Genomic DNA, 24,479 nt, shown 5'->3' with positions numbered 1-24,479 from the left:
GGGTCATTTCTTCATTATTGATGTGAACAAATCCGAATCGATAAACCCCTGCAACCAACGCTGCAACCTCGGGTAGGGCGCCTGCCCAAACCACTTGCGATCAACATGGGCGAACTGGCGCACGAAAGGCATCAGCGCCACGTCCGCCAGGCTCGGATGGTCCGCCAACAAATACTCCCGCTGTTCCAGCAACCGTTCGAGCTTGCCCAGGAACACCTCACCCTCGCTGCGATAGAACGCCATCGGTTGTTCGGGATAACGTTCCGCGTACTTGTAGCGGTTCAGGTGCACCTTGAACACCTGGTCATTTTCTTCGATCAGTGCCGCGATGGCCGCAGGCCCTGCGGGGGCTTCCAGCAACTGCCAATCCTGCGGATCATGCTGCGCCAAAGCCCAGTGCATGATCGCCAGGCTTTCATCGATCACTCGACCTTCCACGTTCAACACCGGCACCGTCCCTTTGCTCGACAGCGCCAGCATTTCGGCCGGCTTGGCCTTGAGGCTGACTTCGACGATCTCCAGCGCCACGCCGCTGTAGCGCAAGGCCATGCGGGCTCGCATGGCGTAGGGGCAGCGGCGGAAGGAGTACAGCGTGATCATTTCACCTCCAGGGTGCTGAGGCCGTTGCCCTGGCGTTGGACCTGAATCTGTACCGGAATCCGCTCGTGCATTTCCTGAACGTGGGAGATCACCGCGACCTTGCGCCCCTGGGCCTGCAAGCCGTCGAGTGCGTCCATGGCCAGTTGCAGCGATTCCGGGTCGAGGCTGCCGAAGCCTTCATCGATGAACAGCGATTCGATCTTCAGCGTGCTCGAAGCCATGGACGCCAGGCCCAGCGCCAGCGCCAACGACACCAGGAAGGTTTCGCCGCCGGACAGCGAGTGCACCGAACGCAGTTCGTCGCCCATCTCGGTGTCCATTACCAGCAAACCGAGCATGCTGCCGCCGCGCTTGAGGCGGTAGCGCCGCACCAGTTGGCGCAATTGCACGTTGGCGTGATGCACCAGCAGGTCGAGGTTGTAGGCCTGCGCGATCTTGCGGAAGGTGTCGCCGGTGGCGGAGCCGATCAATGCATTGAGGCGTGCCCAGCGCTGATATTCGGCGTACGCCTCGGCGATTTGCCGGGCAAGCGCCTGATTGGCGTTCTGCCGGCGCTGATCTTCGGCCTGTTCGGCGCGCAGTTCGGCACACAGTTGTTCGCTGACAGCACATTGCTGTTGCAGCTCGGCGAGGGCGCTCGCCAATTGCTCGGCATCAAGGTTGCCGTTGTGCTGGGCCTGGTGACTGGCCAGGCGTTTGTCACGCTCGTGCAGCAACACCCTGGCCTGTTCGATAGCCTTTTCGTTTTGCTGCAAGCGCTGGCGCAGTTCGCTGACCTGTTGCTCGTCCACACCGAGCAACTGCTCAAGGCCGCTATCATCCAGTTCCGGATGCAAGGCGCGCCAATCGCCGATCTTCGCCGTGAGCTCGCGATCCTCGGCTTCAAGCGCGGTGAGTCGCTCCTGCTGCGCGTGGAGTTCAGCGGCCAGTTGCACTTGTTGCGTGCGTATCGATTGCAGTTCCTGATTGGCTGAGGTCTCGGCGGCGCGGGCCTGTTCGACCGCCTCATCCAATTGTTGCTGCCACTGCTCGGCGCTTTCGTGGCTGCCAAGCCATTGCGCCAGTTGTTGTTGGCAAGCCTGTTGCTGCTCGGCCAAGGCGCTGAACTGCAGTTGCGCCGCTTCCAACTGCTGGGCGCGGATCTGCTGTCGATCCTGTTCCTTTTCCAGCGTTTGCTGGCGTTGCTGCTGCTCGCCGAGTTCGTCGCGCTGCTGATCGAGTTGTTCCAGGCGTTGCGCGATCTGCCGGTCGAGTTGCATGAAGGTCGCCGCCGGCTCCACGCGCAAGGCTTCCAGCGTGTCGGCGGGCAGCAGGCTGCTGAACGCATGCAGCTCTTCGTCCAGGCGCTGGCGATCGCCGGCCAGCTCACGTTGCTGGTTGAGCAGGTGCTGGGTGGCTTGCTGGCTGGCGGTTTCAGCGTTGCGCAGTTGCTGTTGCAAGCGCGCGGCGTCCTGTTGCAGGGTCAGCAGGGCAGTTTGCCGTTGTTCGTCCTGGCTGATGCTCTGGTTCAACTGGCTGTTTTGCTGGGTCAGCCAGGCATCGCGTTTGTCCGCATCATGATTGAGCAACTGCGCCGACAGCGGGTGTGCATCGAGGCTCGGCGCGAGGATTTGTTGCTGGGCCAGCAGGTGTTCCTGCTGCTGTAGCAGTTCCTTCTGCTGGGCGATCACGCCGCCGACTTCGGTGCGCAGGTCAGTCAGTTTTTCCTTGAGCGCATCCACAGCTTGCTGGGCATTGGCCTGTTCGCTTTCGTCATGACGGCCGAGGCTTTGCAGCAGTGCTTCTGGCTGATGGTAGGGGTGATCCGGGCTGCCACAAACCGGGCAGGGTTGATCGTCTTGCAGTTGCGCGCGCAGCTCTTCCACACTCGCGCTGCGAGCCACGCGCTGGCGCTCGAGCAATTGGCGGGTGACGGTCAGGGTTTGTTCGGCGACTGCCAGTTCGTTCCGGGTCTTCACCCCGGCCTCAGTCAAACGGTCGCGCTGGAGTTGAGCCTCGGCCTGGCGTTGTTGCAATTGGGCCAGACGCTGTTCCAAGTCCCGCTGGCTGCTCCACAGGCGTGCCAGTTCCTCGAAGGCGCGTAGCTGCTTGCGGTTATCTTGCAACAGGTTGCCCAGCAACTGGATCTGTTCGGCCACCGCTTCAGGTTCGGCACCGGCCTCTTTGTAGAGCACTTCCAGGTGCTGTTTTTGCGCGCTCCATTCTGCGCTGGCAACGCTGGCATTGTGTTCCAGCGTCGTCAGCTCGGCTTGCCCCTTGTTGAGGCGGTTACCGATCAACATCAATTGCTGCAAGCGATCGCGGTAGGCATTCCAGGCATCACTGAGCGGCGCCAGAGCAACGCTCTGCTCCAGCTCGGCGGCAATCTGTTGCAGGCGCCCGGCCACGCGTTGTTGCTGATCGAGCAAGCCCTGGATCGTCGTTTGCCCTTCAGTGCAGGCCTGTTCGGCTAGCTGCTTGCGGTCCGCGCTTTGGTCGGCATCCTTGATCAGGCGAGCCAGGGTTCCCTGGGCCTCAAAGGCCTGGCGCAGCAGCGGGGTGCTCGCAGCGTGTTCAGCCTGTGCGGCCGCCAGCGTGGTTTTCGCTATGGCCAAACGCTGTTCGAGTTGGGCCTGGCGTGTTTGCAAATCCTCTTGTTGGCGGGTGTGCTGCTGGATCTGCGCGGCCAGTGGCGTCAGCCGGGACCTGAGTTCGCTCTGGCGGGCAAACTGGTGCCGTTGTGGGGCCAGTTGCTCAAGGCGGGTCAGTGTCAGGCGTTCGCCGGCCAGCCGTTGCCCTTCCTGCTCGGCGCTGGTCAGCTGTTCGCTGGCGCTGAGCTGTTCGTCCTGCAACTGTCCCAGCTCCTTGAGCCAGGTATGTTGAAGCTCCAGTTGCTTGAGCTGCGCCTGCCGGGTCTTGAGTTGCTGCTGCGCCTGATCGAAGCGCTCGTCCAGTGCAGCGCGTGCTTCAGGGGCCAGCGGGGTGACACCCGTGGCCTGATCCTGCAACAACTTGTGCGCCTCACGCGCGTCCTTGGTCTTGTCGAAGGCACGCCGGCCCAAGCGCGTGTAGAGCGCGGTGTCGGTGAGTTTTTCCAGCAGTTCGCTGCGTTCGTTATCGTTGGCCTTGAGGAAGGCGCTGAATTCGCTTTGCGCCAACAGCACGGCGCGGGTGAACTGCTCGAAGTTCAGGCCCAGCACGGCTTCGAGCTGAGTCTTGAACTCGACTTTCTGGCTGGCCAGCAATTGATCCAGATCGATATCGCGAAGGCTCTGGCGGCTGGCTTGCAGCTTGCCGGCAGCCTTTTCCCGAGCGCGGTTGGCTTCCCAGCGTGCGCGGTAGCGCCGGCCATCGATGCCGACGAAATCCACCTCGGCATAACCTTCACCGGTGCCGCGACGCAGCAGGGTGCGCGGGTCCCCGGTACTGATCTCGCCGTCCGCATCCGGCGCCTTGGCCGACACCTGGGCATTGCTCAGTCGTGGCACGGCACCAAAGAGCGCCAGGCACAACGCGTCGAGCAAGGTGCTTTTACCGGCACCGGTCGGGCCGGTGATGGCGAACAGGCCAGCACTGGCCAGCGGCTCGGCGGTGAAGTCGATTTCAAACGGCCCGGCCAGCGAAGCCAGGTTTTTCAGGCGGATGGCGAGGATTTTCATGGCTGTTCGCCCTCCATCTGTACGTCTTGCAGCAACTCGGCAAAGTCTTTGAGGGTTTGCTCATCGACCTCGCTGCCGTAGTTGTCGTGCCAGGCGCGGCTGAACAGTTCCTGCGGCGTCAGTTGGTCGAGCTCGATCAGCGCTGCGCCGTCATCGACGCCTTCGCGGCCGCCGTTGCCGGCGTACTCGGCGGCGATACGCACCAGGCGCACGGCTTTGCCTTGCAGGGCGGTTTCCACCTGATTGCGCAGGTCGGGTTGTGGCTCGTCCAGGCGTACGCGCACTTCCAGCCACGGTTGACGCTGGATATCGGCCAGCAGATCGACGTTGGGCAGCTCGGCCAGTTGCAGCAGGATGTCCGCCAGTGGCGCTGGGCCGAGGCGTTGCAGGTTGACGGCGCGGGGAATCAGCTTGGGTTCGACGCTGACCAGGGTTTCGCCGTCGAGCTGAATGTCGAGGATCTGGTGCTGATAGGCGATTTCGGAAAAGGACAACGGGATCGGGGAGCCGCTGTAACGGATGCGCGTTTCGCCGTTGACCTTCTGCGGCTTGTGCAAATGGCCGAGGGCGACGTAGCTGATGCTGGGGCCGAACAGGCTGGCGGGCAGGGCTTCGGCGTTGCCGATGATCAGGCTGCGCTCGGAGTCTTCGGATACCGAACCGCCCGCCATGTGCGCGTGACTGATGGCGATCAGGGCCTGGCCACGCTTGCGCTTGGCGTTGGCCGCTTCGATCAGCCACTCGTGAACCTGGCCGATGCCACGCAGGTAGTCATCGCCCAAGTGGGCGCCAGTGACTTCGGCCGGGCGCAGGAACGGCAGCGCCAGGCACCAGGCCACCGTCTTGCCCTTGGCGTCCGGCAGCGGCAGCAGCAAGCGTTCGGCGTCGAGCTGGCCGTCGTCCAGCCACAACACGCGTCCTAGCGCATGGGTACGCAAACGGCGCATCAGTGGCGCTGGCAACTCGATGCGGGAGCCGGAATCGTGGTTGCCGGCGATCATCACGATGGTGAGTTTCGGCTGTTGTTCGTGGGCGCTGACGATGAAATCGTACAGGCGCTCCTGGGCTTTGACCGGCGGATTGACCGTGTCGAAGATGTCACCGGCGATCAGCAGAACATCCGGCTGGTCCAGCTTGAGCTGACGCAACAGCCATTCCAGAAAGCAGGCGTGCTCGAAATCGCGATCCTGGCCGTGCAGGTTTTGTCCCAGGTGCCAGTCGGAGGTGTGAAACAGACGCAAGGCGAGCTCCGTAGGAAATAAGGTCGTGGCCGCGGGGAAATCGATGGCGGCGAAAAGGGTGGGAGTTTACGGGGAAAGCGGTGGGCAGGGGTAATTGAGGTGATCTTGGGGCCCTATCGCGACGGTGGTTCAGGCGGCCACTATTTCGGATAAAGCGGCGGCAATCCGCTGTCACCCAACGGATCCTGTTTGCGCTCGGCCATCGGTATGGTCCTGATCGCCCGCCACAGTTCCTCACCTTGCCAATGCTGGCCACTTTCGCTGTACAGCGCGCCGTTCAGGCCGTCCAGGGCATCGGACAGCGGCACGAAGCGCGCGGCCATGTCGGCCAGGGTTTCCGGTTGCTGGCGGGCCCAGGCGTCCAGCGCCTGGCGGGTGGCATGGGTGTCGTTGGCCTGACAGGCGCGCTTGAGGTCGTCGAGCACGGTGCGCGGGCTGGGGCCGGCTTGCGCGGCCCGCAGGATCGCCGGTTGCCAGCGGGCGCGCCACCACAGGCCAAAACCGAGGAGGGTGGTGCACGCCAGCGTCAGGGTGCTGAGCTTCCACCACCAGAGTGCTTCGTTATCGGCGGCAGTGATAACCGGCGTCACGCCGGCGGGGGTATCGACCATCAAGCCGGGGTTGTTCGCCACGCTGAGGGTACGCGCGGGCAGGCTGGTGTGCTCGAGGTGATCTTCGAAGGTGTTCCACCAGACCACGTCCACCGCTGGCAACTCGATGTCGCCACTGCGCACCGGCACCAGGGCTTCGCGGTCCTCGCGGCTGCCGATCAGGCCACGTTCGCTGTTCTGATTGCCCAGCACCGGCTGGTCGGGATAGCGCCGCAAGCCGTTGACGTCAGTGGCCGGTAGCGGTGGCAATTGAGTGCTGGCCAGGCCTTCGGCTTTCAGCGTCAGACTGCGGGTGAGCGAGTCACCGACCTGTGTCTGCTCAGGCTCCGGGTTCCAGCTTTCGCTCAGGCTCAAGCTTCGGGCCGGCAACCAGGGCGCGTCTGCCGGGTAGGTCGCCGGCTTGGCCTTGACCGTCAACGTCAGTTTGCCTGAGCTTACGCGCATCAGCTTGCCGGATTTTGGCACCTGCGCTTCAACTTCCTGGGCGGGCGGAGGGTCCACCAGGGTCGCACTGAAGATCTGTGCCGGCAGGGTCACCTGGCCACTGTGCTGTGGGTAGATCGCATAGCGCAGTTCGATCACGCCGTGACGCACACCCTCGATATCCTTTTCGTAGGTGCGTGATTCCCCCAATTGCTCGATGCGCGCATCGGGGATCTGCAAGGGCGTCAGGCTGCTGTCGTCGTACAGCGAGACGGAATGATAGATGCGCACGGTGAGGATCGCCTGGGCCTGCACGTATACGCTGTCCTGGTCGAGGCTGGCCTCGATGAACACCGGTCCGCGTTTACCGACGCGGTCCTGGGTTTCGCTTTCGACCACTTGCAGGGTGATCGGCTGGCTCTGCGCGTCGCCCAGTTTCAACGGGGCAATGACCACGCTGCCATTCTGACGGGGCAGCAGGGTAATGATCCAGCGGGTGGTCGCACGGCTATCGCCGTCGATGGTGGTCAACTGGTTGACCTGGCGGGTGCCACGCACCTCGAACAGGGGTTCAAGTGCCGTCAGGTCCGGCTTGCCGAACTGCGTCACATCGTTGGATTCCAGGGTCAATTCGACCGTTTCACCGGAACTCAGGCGGGTACGGTCGACACTGGCGGCCAGCTCCGCGCCCTGGGCTTGTAAGGTCCAGAGCAGCATGGCAGCCAGCAGGGCGGTGAAGCGTGTCATCGGGTTTTTTCCTGATCCTGATGTTGTTGCTGTTCGTACCAGAATTTACGCCTGAGCAGTTCACCCGGGTCATCCGGGATCTTGCGCAGCCATTGCTCCAGGGCCTGGCGCTGTTCGCCATCGATGGCATCGCCGGCCGGGCGCAAGGGCGGGGTGGTGCTTTGTTCATCGCCCAGTTCGCTGCCTGGCACTTCGTTGCTGCCCGGTCGTGGCGGCGTGGGTTCGGCGTCTTGTGTGTCTGGTGTGGGTGTCTGTGCCTCGGCATTGGCTTGCCCGGTGTCAGCCGGTTGGGTCGCGGCGCCGGGCGGTTGCTCCTGCGGAGCACCGGGTTTTTCATCCTCGGGTTTTGGCGATTCGACCGGTTTCGGCGCGGTTTTCTGCATTAGCAGGTTCTCCACCAAAGCCTTGTTGGTCAGTGCCGGGCGCAGATCCGGTTGCAGCTCCAGTGCCTGCTCGTAGGCATCCAGCGCAGCTTCCAGCTCACCACTTTTGGCCAAGGCGTTACCACGATTGTAGTGGGCATGGGCGTCGTTGCCTTCGGCGAAACGCTGGGCGGCAGCGCTGTAATCGCCGGCCTCATAGAGTGCCACGCCCTGCCATTGGTGGTTATCGAAATGCTGCGCTGCCTCGGCTGGGCGCTTTTGCTTGAGCAAGTGCAGCCCCTGTTGGTCGGGACGCAGCCACAGGTCTTTGAAGTCGAACGCGTAGCTGGATTGCGGCAATAAAAACAGCAGTGGCAGGCAGAACAACCAGCCGCGCCGACCGGCACAGGCCGCCAGTAGCAGAAGAGGCAACAACAACCAGTAACCCTGATCGGCCCAGGTGTCGAGACGTAAGGTCTGGCCGTCGTTACGCAGGCTGCGTGGCCCGGCGAGCAGACCGAGACCGCGCAGGTCGGCATCCTCGAGGCGGGCATGGCGATAACGACCATCGAGGCTGTTGACGAAGGCTTTCAACCCCGGCTCGTCCAGGTGTGGCACCAGAATTGCGCCTTGTTCATCCTTGAGGAAGCTACCGTCTTCCTGGGTGATCGGCGAGCCCTCGGCGGTGCCGACTCCGAGCATCAGAAATTGCGTGGATTTGCCGTCCAGCGCCTGTTGAATGCCTTCGCGCTCCAGATCGCTTAGAGAGGAGCCGATCAGCAGGATGCGGCCATCGCCCAACGCTCCCTGTTTGAGTAATGTCAGGGCCTTGGTCACCGCTAGGTCCGCGCGATGACCAGGCTGAGGCATTAACGACGGTTTGAGCGAATCCAGCAAATTGCGGCTGGTGGCGAGGTCGTCCGACAACGGCACCAGCGTGTGTGCACTGCCGGCGTACACGATGATGGCGGTCTGCGCGTCGCTGCGATTTTGCAACAGGTCGAACAGTTTGCGTCGGGCCTGTTCGAGTCGGTTGGGTGGCACGTCGGTGGCGAGCATTTGCGGAGTCAGTTCCAGGATCACCACCAGTGGGTCCGCCGGCTTCTGGCTGTTTTGTTCGACACGCTCCCAGCTCGGCCCGAGCAACGCCACAATGGTCAGCAGCCACGCGATACCGAGTGCGACCCACGGCAATTTGCTTTCGCGACCGTTGCCGCCACTGAGCAACGCGGCGTGGAAGGCTGGCGGCAGGATCATTTGCCAGCGCCCGGCGCGTTTCTGCCTGTGCCAGAGTTGCCAGAGCAACCAGCCCAGCAACGGCACCAGCAACAACCAGCCGGGGCGGAACCAGTACGGCCACAGATCGCTCATCGGCGCCTCCGCAGACGCAGACGCCTGAGGCGATCGCGCCAGTCGGGCAGGGCACTCTGGGACAACAGATCCTTGGTAAACAGGCGATGCAACGGGTTATGCGGCCAGCGTTCGCGCACCACCAGCAGCATGCTCAGCAACAACGCCATTGCCAGCGGCCAGTGGTACAAGGCCAAAGCCGGGCGGGCCTGGGTCGGTTGTTGAGCCACCGGCTCCAGTTGATCGAGGGTCTCCTTGATCGCCTGCAACTGTTCGCCATCACGAGCGCGGAAATACTGGCCATGGGTGGCTGCGGCAATGGCTTGCAGCGATGGTTCATCGAGGTCCAGGCTTGGGTTGACGCCGAGAAATCCCGGCGTGCCGGACTGCTCAGGGTCGGCGCCGATGCCGATGGTGTAGATTTTCACGCCTTCCCGAGCCGCCAGCCGCGCGGCGGTCAGTGGGCCAATTTCACCACCGTTGTTGGCACCATCGGTCACCAGGATCAGCACGCGACTTTGTGCCGGACGCATGCGCAGGCGCTTGAGGGCCAGGCCAATGGCGTCGCCGATGGCGGTGTTCTTGCCGGCGATACCAACCCGCGCTTCGTCGAGCCAGGTCCGTACGGTGCGCCGGTCGAAGGTCAGCGGCGCCTGCAAATAGGCACGGCTGCCAAACAGAATCAGGCCGACCCGGTCGCCCTCACGGCTCTCGAGAAAATCTCCGAGCAAATGTTGCACCAGCGCCAGGCGACTGACTTCATCGTCCTGCCATTGCATGTCAGGGAAATCCATGGAACCGGACACGTCCACAGCCACGAGCAAGTCGCGGCCGCTGGCGGCAATCGGCAGCGGTTCGCCCAGCCACTGCGGTCGCGCTGCAGCAATCAGCAGAAACAGCCACAGCAACATGAAGGGCGCCTGTTGGCGCCAGGCTGGAAGATTGGCCCGTGCGCGGCGGCGAGCCAGGCCTTCCAGGTCGCCGAGAAAGCTGACCTTGAGCGCCGGCTCGCCGCTGTCAGCCACCGGCAATACGAGGCGCATCAGCCACGGTAGCGGCATCAGGGCGAAGATCCACGGCCAGGCGAACTCAAACATGTTTGCGAATCCAGGTTTCGACGGCCTGGGTGAGGCCGGCGATGGCCTTGTCGTCAAGTTTGCATTCGGGCTTGTAGGCGCCTTCGACCAGCACCATCCAGCGCGTGAGGCCGGCGGCGGGGCAGCGGTTGTCGAGGAACGCCAGCCATTTGCGACCGTTGAGGGTGTGGCTCTGGCTGTAGGGGTAATGATTGCGGCACAGGCGCTTGAGCAGGCCGTTGAGTTGCTGCAGCCACGCACCGGCGGGGGCGCCATCATAAGGTTTGGGCAGCAGGGCCAGTTCCGCCAGCGCGGCGAGGCGTACCGGGTCCAGGGGTTGTTCGGCACGTACGATCAGGCGCTTGGTGGGCAGCAAGCTGCGTGCTTTCCACAGGCCGAACGCGATCAGTACCAATGCCAGCAATAACAGCCACCAGCCCGGCGCGGGTGGCCAAACGCTGATGGGCGGCGGAGAAATCAGCGGCTGCAACTGTTCCAGACTGCTCATCGACCTTTCCCCGGACTCTGCGGGTTCAGGTACTCGCGCAGTTGTTCGACCATTTCGCTTTGGGTGCTCAACGGCATCAGCAAGACCCGAAGCTTCTGCGCCAGCAGTTCCCAGCGCGCGATCCGTGCTTCGGCCTGGGCGCGGTAGCTCTGGCGCAGGTCGAAATTGAGGGTGTCGATTTCCAGTTGCGCGCCGCGTTCGGCAAAACGCAGCAAGCCGGCAGCGGGCAGGGCGTGGTCCAGCGGGTCGGATACCGGCAACAGCAACAGGTCGCAATGGCGCGACAACAGGCTCAGTTGTTGTTCGGTGCCTTCGGTCAGCGCGCGCTCATCACAGATCACGATCACCAGGCTGCCGGGGCGCAGCACTTCCCGGGCGCGGCGCAGGGCGAGGTTGAGGCTGTCGCGGTTCTGTTCGGTTTCGGTGTGCAGCGATTGATTGACCCGCACCAGCCGGTTAAGCAGTTGCAGCAGGCTTTGTTTGCTCCGCCGGGGTTTGATTTCGTAATGCTCGTTGTCGCCGAACACCAGCCCGCCAACCCGATCGTTATGACCGAGCGCTGCCCAGCCAATCAGACTGGCGGCCTGGGCCGCGAGCACCGATTTGAACATCAGCCCGGAACCGAAGAACAGCCGACGGCTTTGCTCTACGATGATGAAAATCGGGCGCTCGCGTTCTTCGTGGAACAGCTTGGTGTGGGGCTCCTGCGTGCGGGCCGTGACGCGCCAGTCGATGGTGCGCACGTCGTCGCCCGCCTGATAGACCCGCACCTGGTCAAAATCCACGCCGCGACCGCGCAGTTTGGAATGGTGCAGTCCGATCAGCGGGCTGCGCTGGCTCGGCGTGGAGAACAGCTGCACTTCGCGCACGCGATGGCGCATCTCGATCAGTTCGGCGAGACTGATGCGGATGCCCGGCTCGGGCGGCAAAAGGGCGCTCATCGGGGTCAAGCGACGGCTACGACGTCGAGAATCCGCTGGACCACCCGGTCCTGGTCAATGCCGGCGGCTTCCGCTTCGAAGGACAGGATGATGCGGTGGCGCAACACGTCGAACAGCACCGCCTGGATGTCTTCCGGACTGACGAAGTCGCGACCGGCAAGCCAGGCGTGGGCGCGGGCGCAGCGGTCCAAAGCGATGGATCCCCGGGGGCTGGCGCCATAGGCAATCCATTCAGCCATTTCCGGGTCGAACTTGGCCGGGTTGCGGGTGGCCATGACCAACTGCACCAGGTATTCCTCCACGGCGTCCGCCATGTAAAGGCCCAGGATTTCCTTGCGCGCGGCAAAGATCGCCTGCTGGCTGACTCGGCGTTCCGGCTTGGTTTCGCCATTTAGCGCTTCGCCACGGGCCTGCTGCAGGATGCGGCGCTCGACGGCGGCGTCCGGAAAACCCATTTTCACGTGCATCAGGAAGCGGTCGAGCTGGGCTTCAGGCAGTGGGTAGGTGCCTTCCTGTTCAATGGGGTTCTGGGTGGCCATTACCAAAAACAGCGGCGATAGCTCATAAGTGCTGCGCCCGACACTGACCTGGCGCTCTGCCATGGCCTCGAGCAGGGCCGACTGAACCTTGGCCGGCGCACGGTTGATTTCGTCTGCCAGCACGAGGTTGTGGAAGATCGGGCCTTGCTGGAAGACGAAGCTGCCGGTTTCCGGTCGATAGATTTCTGTGCCGGTAATGTCGGCAGGCAGGAGGTCGGGGGTGAACTGGATTCGATGGAACTGGGCCTCGATGCCTTCGGCAAGCTCCTTGATGGCCTTGGTCTTCGCCAGGCCTGGCGCACCCTCGACCAGCATATGGCCATCGGCGAGCAAGGCGATGAGCAACCGCTCGATGAGTTTTTCCTGGCCGAGAATCTGCGTGGAAAGAAAGGTTCGCAGCGCGATGAGCGCCTCACGATGTTCCATCGATGACTGTTCCTGGAAAGGGTGACCTGAGCGTTCGACTATCGCCAAGGCTGGGGGCGTTACTTTAATCCATCGCGGGGGGCGGCGACTAACGGCATTTTGTGCAAAGTGTGGGAAATGGATGGTGGAGTGGGATCCCTGTAGGAGCGAGCATGCTCGCGATGGTCGTCAACGATGACGCGGGATGCCTGACACCCAGCGGTGTTATCGGGGCCATCGCGAGCATGCTCGCTCCTACAGGAGAGGCGCTCCTTAGATCTCGCTGATGTAGGTCCCGGTCCCATCCAGAATGTTCTTGAGGGTCAGCTCGACCTCCGCCAGATCGCTGGCATCGGTGTTGTGCGTGATCTCCAGCACATCATCGCCATTGAGCGCATCGGCATCCGCCGCCGCGATTTCGATCAGCAGGCGGGTCGGGCTGAGGGTGACCTTGACGCCCTCGAGGGTCGAAGGCTCGCCGTCCAGGGTGATTTCCAGCTCGTCCTCGTCCGGGTAACGGCTCATCAGGAACATGTCCCCCTTGTCGCTGTGGCAGGCGAGCATGGCCATGTTGTCTTCTTCGTCGTCGCACGGGTTGACGATCAACAGGGAGGTGGTCATTTGCATGGGAATTCCTGGCTCGAGGAGCAATGTGAAAGCGGTCAAAACGCAATTCTGCCAGCCTTCGACCATTTCTGCTCGTCTCACCGCCAGCGAACGTGTCGTGACTGCACGGTAGGTTACTGGTCATTTTCGATACGAGCCTGCCGCAAATCCGGGGATTAGACGCCCGTTTTTCCCGATGGCTGCTAGTGTTATTCGATGCCTGTCGCAACAGCAGCATTCCGATGACCGAATATGTCGCAGCACCGCAAGCACCGGCCTTGCCGCACTGGTTAAGCTGCGCAACGGATGGATACCTGTAAAGACCTGCCTGTAAAGACAATGTGCAATTGATCGCACAGTCGTTTTTGCACATGGCCGTTCACCGAAGATGAATGTGACCCAAGTGTCCCGTCCAGCTTCACCCACCTGTCACCCTGTTTCCTCTGCCCGAGAATCAGGAACAGGGTGACGGATCGCCCCGAAAGGGGTGTTGCACGCGACGCTTCAATCAATAACAAGCCCAAGCGGAGTACCACAGATGGCGTTCTTCACCGCAGCCAGCAAAGCCGACTTCCAGCACCAACTGCAAGCGGCACTGGCGCAGCACATCAGTGAACAGGCACTGCCACAAGTGGCGCTGTTCGCTGAACAATTCTTCGGCATCATTTCTCTGGACGAGCTGACCCAGCGTCGGCTGTCCGACCTCGCTGGCTGTACCCTTTCTGCGTGGCGCCTGCTTGAGCGCTTCGATCACGCGCAACCGCAAGTGCGCGTCTACAACCCCGATTACGAACGCCATGGCTGGCAGTCGACCCACACGGCGGTCGAAGTGCTGCACCACGACCTGCCATTTTTGGTGGACTCGGTGCGGACCGAGCTGAATCGTCGCGGCTACAGCATTCATACCCTGCAAACCACCGTGCTGAGCGTGCGTCGCGGCAGCAAGGGCGAATTGCTGGAAATCCTGCCGAAAGGCACCCAGGGCGACGACGTGCTGCAAGAGTCGTTGATGTACCTGGAAATTGACCGTTGCTCCAACACCGCCGAACTGAACGTCCTGGCCAAGGAACTCGAACAGGTCCTGGGTGAAGTGCGCGTCGCGGTCAGCGATTTCGAACCCATGAAGGCCAAGGTCCAGGAAATCCTCACCAACCTGGACAACAGCCGTTTTGCGGTAGACGCCGACGAGAAGAACGAAATCAAGAGCTTCCTGGAATGGCTGGTGGGCAACCACTTCACCTTCCTGGGCTACGAAGAGTTCGTGGTCACCGATCAGGCCGATGGCGGCCACATCGAATACGACCAGGGCTCCTTCCTGGGCCTGACCAAACTGCTGCGCACCGGCCTGACCTACGATGACCTGCGCATCGAAGACTACGCCGTGAACTACCTGCGCGAACCGACCCTGCTGTCCTTCGCCAAGGCCGCGCACCCAAGCCGTGTACACCGTCCGGCTTACCCTGACTACGTGTCGATCCGTGAAATCGACGCCGATGGCAAGGTCATCAAGGAATGCCGCTTCATGGGCCTGTACACCTCGTCGGTGTATGGCGAAAGTGTGCGCAACATTCCGTACATTCGCCGCAAGGTCGCGGAAATCGAACGCCGCTCCGGCTTCCAGGCCAAGGCTCACCTGGGCAAGGAACTGGCACAGGTCCTGGAAGTACTGCCACGGGACGATCTGTTCCAGACCCCGGTGGACGAGCTGTTCAGCACCGTGATGTCGATCGTGCAGATCCAGGAACGCAACAAGATCCGCGTATTCCTGCGCAAGGACCCGTACGGTCGTTTCTGCTACTGCCTGGCCTACGTGCCGCGTGACATCTACTCCACCGAAGTGCGCCAGAAGATCCAGCAAGTGCTGATGGATCGCCTCAAGGCTTCGGACTGCGAGTTCTGGACATTCTTCTCCGAGTCCGTGCTGGCCCGCGTGCAACTGATCCTGCGTGTGGACCCGAAAAACCGCATCGACATCGACCCGCAACAACTGGAAAACGAAGTGATCCAGGCCTGCCGCAGCTGGCAGGACGATTACTCGGCGCTGACCGTCGAAAGCTTCGGCGAAGCCCAGGGCACCAACGTGCTGGCGGACTTCCCCAAAGGCTTCCCGGCGGGTTACCGCGAGCGTTTCGCCGCGCACTCGGCCGTGGTCGACATGCAGCACCTGCTGAGCCTGAACGAGAAAAACCCGCTGGTGATGAGTTTCTACCAGCCGCTGGGTCAGGTGTCCGGTCAGCGCGAACTGCATTGCAAGCTGTATCACGCTGATACCCCGCTGGCACTGTCCGACGTGTTGCCGATCCTGGAAAACCTCGGGCTGCGTGTGCTGGGTGAGTTCCCTTACCGCTTGCGTCACACCAATGGTCGCGAGTTCTGGATCCACGATTTCGCGTTCACCGCCGCCGAAGGCCTGGACCTGGACATCCAGCAGCTCAACGACACCTTGCAGGATGCCTTCGTCCACATCGTCAGCGGCGATGCCGAGAACGATGCGTTCAACCGCCTGGTGCTGACCGCCGGCCTGCCATGGCGCGACGTGGCGCTGCTGCGTGCTTATGCCCGCTACATGAAACAGATCCGTCTGGGCTTTGACCTGGGCTACATCGCCAGCACCCTGAACAACCACACCGACATCGCCCGCGAGTTGACCCGGTTGTTCAAGACCCGCTTCTACCTGGCGCGAAAGCTCAGCGGCGACGACCTGGAAGACATGCAGCAACGCCTGGAGCACGCGATCCTCAGCGCCCTGGACGAGGTTCAGGTGCTCAACGAAGACCGCATCCTGCGTCGCTACCTGGACCTGATCAAGGCGACCCTGCGCACCAACTTCTACCAGGCAGACGCCAAGGGTCATAACAAGTCGTACTTCAGCTTCAAGTTCAATCCGCACCTGATTCCTGAACTGCCGAAACCGGTGCCGAAGTTCGAAATCTTCGTTTACTCGCCGCGTGTCGAAGGCGTGCACCTGCGCTTTGGCAACGTGGCTCGCGGTGGTCTGCGCTGGTCCGACCGTGAGGAAGACTACCGCACCGAAGTGCTGGGCCTGGTAAAAGCCCAGCAGGTGAAGAACTCCGTCATCGTGCCGGTGGGCGCCAAGGGTGGCTTCCTGCCACGTCGCCTGCCACTGGGCGGCGGTCGGGACGAGATCGCAGCAGAAGGTATCGCCTGCTATCGCATCTTCATTTCCGGCCTGCTGGACATCACCGACAACCTGAAGGATGGCGCGCTGGTGCCGCCGGCCAACGTCGTGCGGCATGACGACGATGACCCGTACCTGGTGGTGGCAGCGGACAAGGGCACTGCAACCTTCTCCGACATCGCCAACGGCATCGCCATCGACTACGGCTTCTGGCTCGGCGATGCGTTTGCCTCCGGTGGCTCGGCCGGTTACGACCACAAGAAGATGGGCATTACCGCTAAGGGCGCGTGGGTGGGCGTACAACGCCATTTCCGCGAGCGCGGCATCAATGTCCAGGAAGACAGCATCACCGTGGTGGGCGTCGGCGACATGGCCGGTGACGTGTTCGGTAACGGCTTGCTGATGTCCGACAAGCTGCAGCTGGTCGCGGCATTCAACCACCTGCACATCTTCATCGACCCGAACCCGAACCCGGCGACCAGCTTCGCCGAGCGTCAACGCCTGTTCGACCTGCCGCGTTCGGCCTGGTCGGATTACGACACCAGCATCATGTCCGAAGGCGGCGGGATTTTCTCTCGCAGTGCGAAGAGCATCGCGATTTCCGCGCAGATGAAAGAGCGCTTCGACATCCAGGCTGACAAACTGACCCCGACCGAACTGCTGAACGCCTTGCTGAAGGCGCCAGTGGACCTGTTGTGGAACGGTGGCATCGGCACCTACGTCAAGGCCAGCACCGAAAGCCACGCCGACGTGGGCGACAAGGCCAACGATGCACTGCGCGTGAACGGTAACGAGCTGCGCTGCAAGGTCGTGGGTGAGGGCGGTAACCTGGGCATGACCCAACTGGGTCGCGTCGAGTTCGGTCTCAATGGCGGCGGTTCCAACACCGACTTCATCGACAACGCCGGTGGCGTGGACTGCTCCGACCACGAAGTGAACATCAAGATCCTGCTGAACGAAGTGGTTCAGGCCGGCGACATGACCGACAAACAACGCAATGTGTTGCTGTCGAGCATGACCGACGAGGTCGGTGGGCTGGTGCTGGGCAACAACTACAAGCAGACTCAGGCCTTGTCCCTGGCGGCTCGTCGTGCATTGCCACGCATCGCTGAATACAAGCGTCTGATGAACGACCTCGAAGGCCGTGGCAAGCTGGATCGCGCCATCGAGTTCCTGCCGTCGGAAGAGCAGATCAACGAACGCGTCGCGGTGGGCCATGGCCTGACCCGTCCGGAGTTGTCCGTGCTCATCTCCTACAGCAAGATCGACCTCAAGGCCGCGTTGCTCGAATCCCTTGTGCCGGATGACGACTACCTGACCCGCGACATGGAAACCGCGTTCCCGCCGACCCTGGTGAGCAAGTTCTCCGAGGCGATGCGCCGTCACCGTCTGAAGCGCGAGATCGTCAGCACCCAGATCGCCAACGATCTGGTGAACCACATGGGCATCACCTTCGTTCAGCGACTCAAGGAGTCGACCGGCATGAGCCCGGCGAACGTGGCGGGGGCCTATGTGATCGTTCGGGATATCTTCCACCTCCCGCACTGGTTCCGTCAGATCGAAGCCCTGGACTACAAGGTGTCGGCTGATGTGCAACTGGAAATGATGGACGAGCTGATGCGCTTGGGCCGTCGTGCCACCCGCTGGTTCCTGCGTACCCGTCGCAACGAGCAGAATGCGGCTCGTGACGTCGCGCATTTCGGTCCACACCTGAAGGAACTGGGCCTGAAACTCGACGAACTCCTGGAAGGTCCGACCCGCGAAGGCTGGCAGAAGCGTTACCAGGCTTACGTCGAAGCGGGTGTGCCCGAGTTGCTGGCGCGCATGGTCGCAGGTACCTCGCACCTGTATACCTTGCTCCCGGTCATCGAGGCGTCCGACGTCACCGGCCAGGATCCGGCGGAAGTGGCCAAGGCTTACTTCGCGGTGGGTGAAAAGCTGGACATCACCTGGTACCTGCAACAGATCAGTGCCTTGCCGGTTGAAAACAACTGGCAGGCTCTGGCCCGTGAAGCGTTCCGCGACGACGTCGACTGGCAGCAACGGGCGATCACCATTTCTGTCCTGCAGCTGTGCGACAGTTCGGTGGAAGCACGCCTGGACGCCTGGTTGGCGCAACACGCCAGCATGATCGAACGCTGGCGTGCCATGTTGGTGGAAATCCGTGCCGCCAGCGGCACGGACTACGCCATGTACGCAGTGGCCAACCGCGAGCTGCTCGACCTGGCGTTGAGTGGGCAAGTCGTTGTGCCAGCCCAGGCAGCCCCGGCCAGCGCCGAGCCGCAACCGGCCTGATCCGGCGTTGAATGAAAAAGCCCCGCATCGAAAGATGCGGGGTTTTTTTTTGCGTGTTCTTGAGGGAGCTGGCTTGGCCGCGACGGCGGCCGTCCAGCCAACAATGACGTTGTCTTGCAGTCACATCGCAAGCCGGCTCGCTACTACAGGGCACTCAGCGCATCAATCGTCGTCCGATTGCGGGCGTGGTTCAATGAATAGCGGGTAAGGTTCGCCACTGGTTGGGTACGGTACGTTGCGTTCGAGAATCGTCAGGTTGAACGCCAACGAGTCACCGGACTGATCACCGTAGCTATACAGTTTTGGCTGTTGCATGAGTTGCCTTTTTATAACGCCAGCATTGCGTGCTTTCAGATACACCGTGGCCTGGTTGTTTGCCAGGTTGTCCAGTGTAATGATCTGCTTTTCGTTATTTAGCAAGTTGAAGGAAGTTGTCTTGCCCCCAGCAGCGGGAAATGCTCCCAGTAAACCATTGTTGTCCTTGCTGAGGTATTTTCCCAGATACGCTTCACTGCGGATCTGAATGTTGTAGTAGTCGTCATAACAGCGAAAATATACGATCATTTCCTCAGAGCGGGTACGAACCGTTTCGTCTCGCCCGCGGTGCACTTGTACCATGGCCTGCGTGGTCGCAGAGTACCGGTGAGCAGTTGTCAGCAAGTTGCCCTGGTCAGCGGGCACCTTCAGCATTTGATCGAAAAACTTCATCATGACGTTATTGCACCGGATGGATGCAATAAAGGATCTTTCTTGTTCAGTACTCATAAAGTCTCCATTAACTTGAGTTGTTCGCATCGTGCGAGCCGCCAGAATAATGGAGTTGAAGTTCAACAACAGATTTGAACAATTGCCTGATGTTACCCCGAACCTGTAGGGGCGAGCTTGTTCGCGATGCGTTGTTGCAGGCAACTTACAGGGTGAGCATATAACGCATTGCGAGCAAGCTCGCTCCATGTATGTTCAGGTTCAGCGGGAATTAATTCTCCAGCGGAATCAACACTTTCTCATCCGGAGATAACACCATGAACACCAGCAACTTGGCCGGTTTGGTCTTGCTCGCGTTTTTCGAAACCAGATGTTCCGATCCCGCAGGCTCATACCAGTATTCACCGGCCTTGTAGGTTTTCGCCGGTTCGCCCTTGACCTGGGAGGTGATCGCTCCCGACAACACGTAGGCCATCGCCGTGCCCTCGTGTTTGTGCGCGATTGAGGACTGGCCAGGCAGGTAGTCGACTTCGAGCATCAGAGCTTTTTTGTCGGGGACGTTCTTCAGGACTTCGTCCTGCAGGATCGTGACCTTTTCCGAAGGGTCATGGGCGAATGCTGGAACCGGCAGCGTCAGGGCCAGGGCAGCGAGTGGGGCGGCACACAAGCGCAACATTTTCATGGGTTATTACCTGCGGTGGTTGGTCGTCAGGGACCAGATTAGCCCCCGATGTCAGAGGGGCAAACGGCCAATTCTCACGAAGGCAAGGGGACCAATGTCACCGGTGCATAAAAAAGACCGCAGCCTGCGGCGGTGCTTACAGAGGCACTGAGTGCCCTGTAGGCACCGTCGTTGGCTGCGGCCTATTAACCGTTTCAGCGAATCGGAAAGCTGTTGAAATCCACGGCATTGGCCAACTGGTTGTCGATCAGGCCGATGAATCCCTGGACTTCAGGGCAGTTGAAATGTTGGTGCATGGCCGCTTCCGATTGCCAGCGGGCGCTGACGTTCCAGCGGTTGCTGTCCTCGGGGCAGCGGTCGACCATATAGGATTCACAGCCCGGTAATTCGCGCAGGGTTTCGACAATCTTCTGCAGTTGCTTGCCCAGCTCTTCCGAGCGACCGGAGACGGCCTGTACCTTTACGGTGTTGATCACTTCGTTGGACATTACTCACACTCCTGAATCAGGCTGTCCTGCTCATTGAGGGATAACGCCTATGCAGGATAGGCCTGCACCCCTGGACCGCCAATAGCCAATCGCGGGATAAAAACCCAGGCCAATGGCTCAGGCAATCTGCTGAAAAATGTCCCGCAGGCGATCCAGAGCGGGGTCGATGTCCAGCATTTCAATGGCGCCAAAGCCCATGAGCAGGCCGTCCTGGGGCGTTCGCTGGTAGTAGAAGGGAGCGATGGGATACAGCCCGACTTCGACCTTTCTTGCCAGTTCGACCAGCAATGGCATATCGATAGGCACTTTGCATCTAAGGGACATGTGGAAACCGGCGACGCTGGGGATCGCTTCCAGCCAGGGCGAAAGATCGCTCGCCACTCGCGTGAGAATGCGCTCGCGCCGAGCCGCGTAGATCGCGTGGCAGCGCCGGATATGCTTGAGCAGGCAGCCTTCGGCGATGAACTTGGCCAGCGCCCATTGGGGCAGGGTGGAGGTGTGCAGGTCGGTCAGTTGCTTGGCGCGGATCACCGCTTCGAGGATGGCCGGCGGCAGGATCATATAGCCCAGGCGCAACTCCGGCAGCAGCGTTTTCGAAAAGGTGCCCACGTAAGCGACGATTCCGTATTCATCCATGCTTTGCAGGGAATCGGTAGGCCGGCCTTCATAGCGGAACTCACTGTCGTAGTCGTCTTCGATAATGATTGCGCCCAGCTCCCGGGCCCGTTCCAGCAACGCCACCCGACGCGCCTGGCTCATGGCGATGCCGAGTGGAAACTGGTGTGACGGCGTCACGTAGATCAGTCGGGTCCCCTCGGGGATCCTGTCGACCTGAATGCCCTCTGCGTCAACCGGCACGCCGACCACCGTGGCCCCGTGGCTGCCGAACAGCAGGCGCGCTGGCGGGTAACCGGGGTCCTCCATGGCAACGAGGCTGCCGGGACGGGTCAACACCCGGGAAATCAGGTCCAGCGCCTGCTGAGCACCGTTGCACACCACCACATCTTCATCCTGGCAATTCACCCCACGCGAGAACGCGATGTGCCGAGCGATGGCGTTACGCAGCGCCGGCAGGCCTTCAGGAAAGCTGTAGAAGCCCTTGGAGCCCGCTATTTGGCGCAGGGCGTGAGACGTGCAGCGCCGCCAGTCGTCCTGGGGAAACTGGCCCTTGCTGGTGGCGCCACCGATGAAGTCATAGCGCAGCGAGCCTTCCAGGGTCGGGTGGCGCAGGAACACCGGCAAGTTACGCCAGGACTCGATGACCTCGGCACTGGCCAGTTGGGAATGGCCCTGCCTGGGCTGTGCCTTGGCCGGCCGGGTATTGACGTAGGTGCCTTTGCCGATCACGCCGGTCAGGTAGTTCTCGTAGGTCAGTTGCGCGTAGGTGTCGGAAATGGTTTTGCGCGAGATGCCCAGTTGTTCAGCGAGCAGCCGGCTGGGCGGCAGTTGCGTGCCGGCGGCCAGGCGTCCGGACTCGATGGCGCTGCGCAACTGGTTGTACAACTGGCCTGCCAGGTCCTTGCGGCCGTTGATGACAACATGAAGTTCCATACCGACGAGGCTCCTGGGCAATTGACCGACGCGCGTTCGCGTCGCGAAAGATTAACCTCAAGCATTGCCTTGCAGAAGTTGAGTGGTGCAAAAATCGTGGATTGGTCTACTCCGTAATGGTCCGCCGTTATTTCGTCGAATTGGCACTGTCACGCCGGAGCAACAACGCCTAACTTGAAACATCCCAACGATGTCCGAGGTTTTGTCATGACGTTGCGCCTGGATTACTACAGCGCGTCACCCAAAGCGATGAAAGCCATGATGGCCATGGAGGCGCTCACGAGCAACCTGAGCATTGAACCTGCGCTGTTGCACTTGATCAAGATCCGCGCGTCGCAACTCAACGGCTGCGCTTTTTGCACCGATATGCATTCGGTGGACGCGCGCCGTCTGGGCGAGACCGACCGCCGTCTGTACTCACTCGTGGTCTGGCGCGACAGCAACTTTTTCAACCCGCGTGAACGTGCGGCACTGGCCTGGACCGAATCGGTGACCCTGCTCGCGCAAAGCCATGTGCCGGATGACGTGTACGAGCAGGCGCGTGAGCATTTCAGCGAAAACGAGATGGTCGACCTGACCATCGCCGTCACCACGATCAACAGCTGGAACCGCCTGGCCGTTAGTTTCCGGCAAACGCCAAGCGCCTGAGTACCCTTTACACCTCCCAACTGTGGGAGCGAGCTTGCTCGCGATGGTCGTCAACGATGACGCTGGCTGTCTGATGCCCAGCGGTGCTGCTCACACCATCGCGAGCATGCTCGCTCCTAAAGGGGGCAGTGATTTCACATCTCCAGATTGATATACCCGGGCCTGGCTTCCTCCGGCGCCACCGCCTTCACGACTTTGCCGGTCGCAGCTTCAACCCGACGCGCCACCTCGGGGTCATCGGCGAACGGTATCAGGCTCGCGTCCTCCAGGCTTTGTGCCGTCTCCCGCTTCAGGCAGTGCTCGACCGCCAGCCACAGGCCCGCGACGAACAGTAGGTTGAGCAGTATCTCGAACATCAAAAGCTCCTTGCCTCAGGCAATCTGCGCTTCACGTTCGGCCATGCGCACATCCGCGACCCGTACGGTGCGCCAGACGTTGTAGGCCATCAGGATCATGCCTGTCAGGAAGAACACGCCCCCGGCGAAGCGCACCACAAAGCCTGGATGGCTGGCCTGCAAGGCTTCGACGAACGAGTAGGTCAGCGTGCCGTCGTCGTTGATCGCGCGCCACATCAGGCCCTGGGTGATTCCGTTGACCCACATCGAGGCGATGTACAACACCGTGCCGATGGTCGCCAGCCAGAAGTGCGCGTTGATCAGGCCGATGCTGTGCATCTGCTCGCGACCGAAGACTTTTGGCACCATGTGGTAGGTCGCGCCAAAGGTGATCATCGCCACCCAGCCCAAGGCGCCTGCATGTACGTGGCCGATGGTCCAGTCAGTGTAGTGGGAGAGGGCGTTGACCGTCTTGATCGCCATCATGGGACCTTCGAATGTCGACATGCCGTAGAACGCCAGTGACAACACCAGGAAACGCAGGATCGGGTCGGTGCGCAACTTATGCCAGGCGCCCGACAGCGTCATCATGCCGTTGATCATCCCGCCCCAGCTTGGCGCCAGCAGGATCAGCGACATCGCCATGCCCAGCGACTGCGCCCAGTCCGGCAGTGCGGTGTAGTGCAGGTGATGGGGCCCGGCCCAGATGTACAGGGTGATCAGCGCCCAGAAGTGCACGATCGACAAACGATACGAATACACCGGCCGGCCAACCTGTTTTGGCACGAAGTAATACATCATGCCGAGGAACCCGGTGGTGAGGAAAAAGCCCACGGCGTTGTGCCCGTACCACCACTGGACCATGGCATCAGTGGCCCCGGAGTACACGGGATAGGACTTGAACCAGTCCACAGGGATCGACAGGTGATTGACCACGTGCAGCATCGCGATCACCACGATGAAGGCGCCGAAGAACCAGTTGCCCACATAGATGTGCTTGGTCTTGCGTTGCACCACGGTGGTGAAAAACACGATGGCATAGGCGACCCAGACCACGGCCATCCACACCGCGCCGCTGAATTCGATCTCGGCATATTCCTTGGTGGTGGTATAGCCCAGCGGCAGGGTGATGAACATGATCACGATCACCGATTGCCAACCCCAAAAGGTGAAGGCAGCGAGTGTGTCTGAGTAAAGCCGTACCTGGCAGGTACGCTGCACCGCGTAATAACTCGCGGCGAATTGTGCGCTCCCGGCAAAACCGAAGATCACCAGGCTGGTGTGCAGCGGTCGCAGGCGCCCGAAGGTGGTCCACGGCAGGTCGAGATTCATCTCCGGCCACACCAGTTGCGAGGCGATCCACACCCCCATCGCCATCCCCACGACGCCCCAGAATACGGTCGCCACGACGAATTGGCGGACGACCTTGTAGTTATAGGCCTGTCCGATTGTTGCTGTGCTCATGGTCAATGCTTCCACGGTTGCAAAGTCTCGCCAGGCCACCCGGACTGGCATGCCCGTGCACTGTAGAAACCCCGCGGCAAACAAAACAGACTCAGTAAAATCTCATTTATACGGATCAGATAATG

Annotated in this window: 18 protein-coding genes; 2 read left to right on the top strand and 16 right to left on the bottom strand. The window is 61.4% G+C overall.

The window, feature by feature from the left end:
- Positions 1-3: 3 nt before the first annotated feature.
- From AB4N64_RS11290 to AB4N64_RS11245, 10 genes are all read right to left on the bottom strand, one after another.
- Complete coding sequence (locus AB4N64_RS11290; RefSeq protein WP_460125477.1) at positions 4-600, bottom strand: glutathione S-transferase N-terminal domain-containing protein; 597 nt, start codon at positions 598-600, stop codon at positions 4-6.
- Positions 597-4,238: an AAA family ATPase gene (locus AB4N64_RS11285; protein WP_460125475.1), complete on the bottom strand. Its 3,642-nt coding sequence runs from the start codon at positions 4,236-4,238 to the stop codon at positions 597-599. The genes AB4N64_RS11290 and AB4N64_RS11285 overlap by 4 nt, the downstream gene beginning before the upstream one ends.
- Positions 4,235-5,479 carry an exonuclease SbcCD subunit D C-terminal domain-containing protein gene (locus tag AB4N64_RS11280; RefSeq protein WP_460125473.1) on the bottom strand — a complete coding sequence of 415 codons (1,245 nt, stop codon included), beginning with the start codon at positions 5,477-5,479 and terminating at the stop codon, positions 4,235-4,237. Before AB4N64_RS11280 ends, AB4N64_RS11285 begins: the two co-directional genes overlap by 4 nt.
- Before the next feature lie 140 nt (positions 5,480-5,619).
- Positions 5,620-7,260: a BatD family protein gene (locus tag AB4N64_RS11275; protein WP_460125471.1), complete on the bottom strand. Its 1,641-nt coding sequence runs from the start codon at positions 7,258-7,260 to the stop codon at positions 5,620-5,622.
- Positions 7,257-8,993 (bottom strand): tetratricopeptide repeat protein, encoded by a 1,737-nt coding sequence (locus AB4N64_RS11270; RefSeq protein ID WP_460125469.1) that lies wholly within the window; start codon positions 8,991-8,993, stop codon positions 7,257-7,259. Before AB4N64_RS11270 ends, AB4N64_RS11275 begins: the two co-directional genes overlap by 4 nt.
- Positions 8,990-10,069 (bottom strand): vWA domain-containing protein, encoded by a 1,080-nt coding sequence (locus AB4N64_RS11265; protein ID WP_460125466.1) that lies wholly within the window; start codon positions 10,067-10,069, stop codon positions 8,990-8,992. Before AB4N64_RS11265 ends, AB4N64_RS11270 begins: the two co-directional genes overlap by 4 nt.
- A complete protein-coding gene (locus AB4N64_RS11260) occupies positions 10,062-10,556 on the bottom strand; it encodes a DUF4381 domain-containing protein (RefSeq protein WP_460125463.1) in 495 nt (164 codons plus the stop codon). Before AB4N64_RS11260 ends, AB4N64_RS11265 begins: the two co-directional genes overlap by 8 nt.
- On the bottom strand, positions 10,553-11,497 hold the full coding sequence (locus AB4N64_RS11255; RefSeq protein WP_460125460.1) for a DUF58 domain-containing protein: 945 nt from the start codon (positions 11,495-11,497) through the stop codon (positions 10,553-10,555). The genes AB4N64_RS11260 and AB4N64_RS11255 overlap by 4 nt, the downstream gene beginning before the upstream one ends.
- 5 nt (positions 11,498-11,502) lie before the next feature.
- Positions 11,503-12,462, bottom strand: a complete 960-nt coding sequence (locus AB4N64_RS11250; protein WP_460125458.1) for an AAA family ATPase — start codon at positions 12,460-12,462, stop codon at positions 11,503-11,505.
- 252 nt (positions 12,463-12,714) lie between these two features.
- A complete protein-coding gene (locus AB4N64_RS11245; RefSeq protein ID WP_460125455.1) occupies positions 12,715-13,068 on the bottom strand; it encodes a hypothetical protein in 354 nt (117 codons plus the stop codon).
- Between the two features lie 517 nt (positions 13,069-13,585).
- Between AB4N64_RS11245 and AB4N64_RS11240 the strand changes: the two genes are divergently transcribed.
- Positions 13,586-18,481, top strand: coding sequence for an NAD-glutamate dehydrogenase (locus tag AB4N64_RS11240; protein WP_460125452.1), 4,896 nt, complete (start codon positions 13,586-13,588; stop codon positions 18,479-18,481).
- A gap of 162 nt (positions 18,482-18,643) precedes the next feature.
- Here AB4N64_RS11240 and AB4N64_RS11235 read toward each other — a convergent pair whose 3' ends face one another.
- The 4 genes from AB4N64_RS11235 to pdxR form a co-directional block, all read right to left on the bottom strand.
- Positions 18,644-19,246, bottom strand: a complete 603-nt coding sequence (locus AB4N64_RS11235) for a hypothetical protein (RefSeq protein ID WP_460125450.1) — start codon at positions 19,244-19,246, stop codon at positions 18,644-18,646.
- Between the two features lie 211 nt (positions 19,247-19,457).
- Complete coding sequence (locus AB4N64_RS11230; RefSeq protein WP_460125447.1) at positions 19,458-19,868, bottom strand: cupin domain-containing protein; 411 nt, start codon at positions 19,866-19,868, stop codon at positions 19,458-19,460.
- 194 nt (positions 19,869-20,062) lie between these two features.
- Entirely contained in the window at positions 20,063-20,356 is a 294-nt protein-coding gene (locus AB4N64_RS11225; protein ID WP_460125444.1) for a putative quinol monooxygenase, read from the bottom strand.
- A 117-nt stretch (positions 20,357-20,473) separates the two neighbouring features.
- Positions 20,474-21,907: a MocR-like pyridoxine biosynthesis transcription factor PdxR gene (pdxR, locus tag AB4N64_RS11220; protein ID WP_460125441.1), complete on the bottom strand. Its 1,434-nt coding sequence runs from the start codon at positions 21,905-21,907 to the stop codon at positions 20,474-20,476.
- Positions 21,908-22,114: 207 nt separating this feature from the next.
- On the opposite strand from pdxR, the gene AB4N64_RS11215 reads away from it, so the two are divergent.
- Complete coding sequence (locus AB4N64_RS11215; RefSeq protein ID WP_460125438.1) at positions 22,115-22,555, top strand: carboxymuconolactone decarboxylase family protein; 441 nt, start codon at positions 22,115-22,117, stop codon at positions 22,553-22,555.
- A 134-nt stretch (positions 22,556-22,689) separates the two neighbouring features.
- Here AB4N64_RS11215 and AB4N64_RS11210 read toward each other — a convergent pair whose 3' ends face one another.
- Both AB4N64_RS11210 and ccoN read right to left on the bottom strand, forming a co-directional pair.
- A complete protein-coding gene (locus tag AB4N64_RS11210; RefSeq protein ID WP_460125436.1) occupies positions 22,690-22,911 on the bottom strand; it encodes a cbb3-type cytochrome c oxidase subunit 3 in 222 nt (73 codons plus the stop codon).
- A gap of 15 nt (positions 22,912-22,926) precedes the next feature.
- A complete protein-coding gene (gene ccoN / locus AB4N64_RS11205) occupies positions 22,927-24,354 on the bottom strand; it encodes a cytochrome-c oxidase, cbb3-type subunit I (RefSeq protein WP_460125433.1) in 1,428 nt (475 codons plus the stop codon).
- Between the last annotated feature and the right edge of the window lie 125 nt (positions 24,355-24,479).

It is taken from the genome of Pseudomonas sp. S2_C03 (assembly GCF_054668405.1).
The sequence above is the reverse complement of the archived record's forward strand: the minus strand, read 5'-3'. Positions and strand labels throughout refer to the sequence as shown.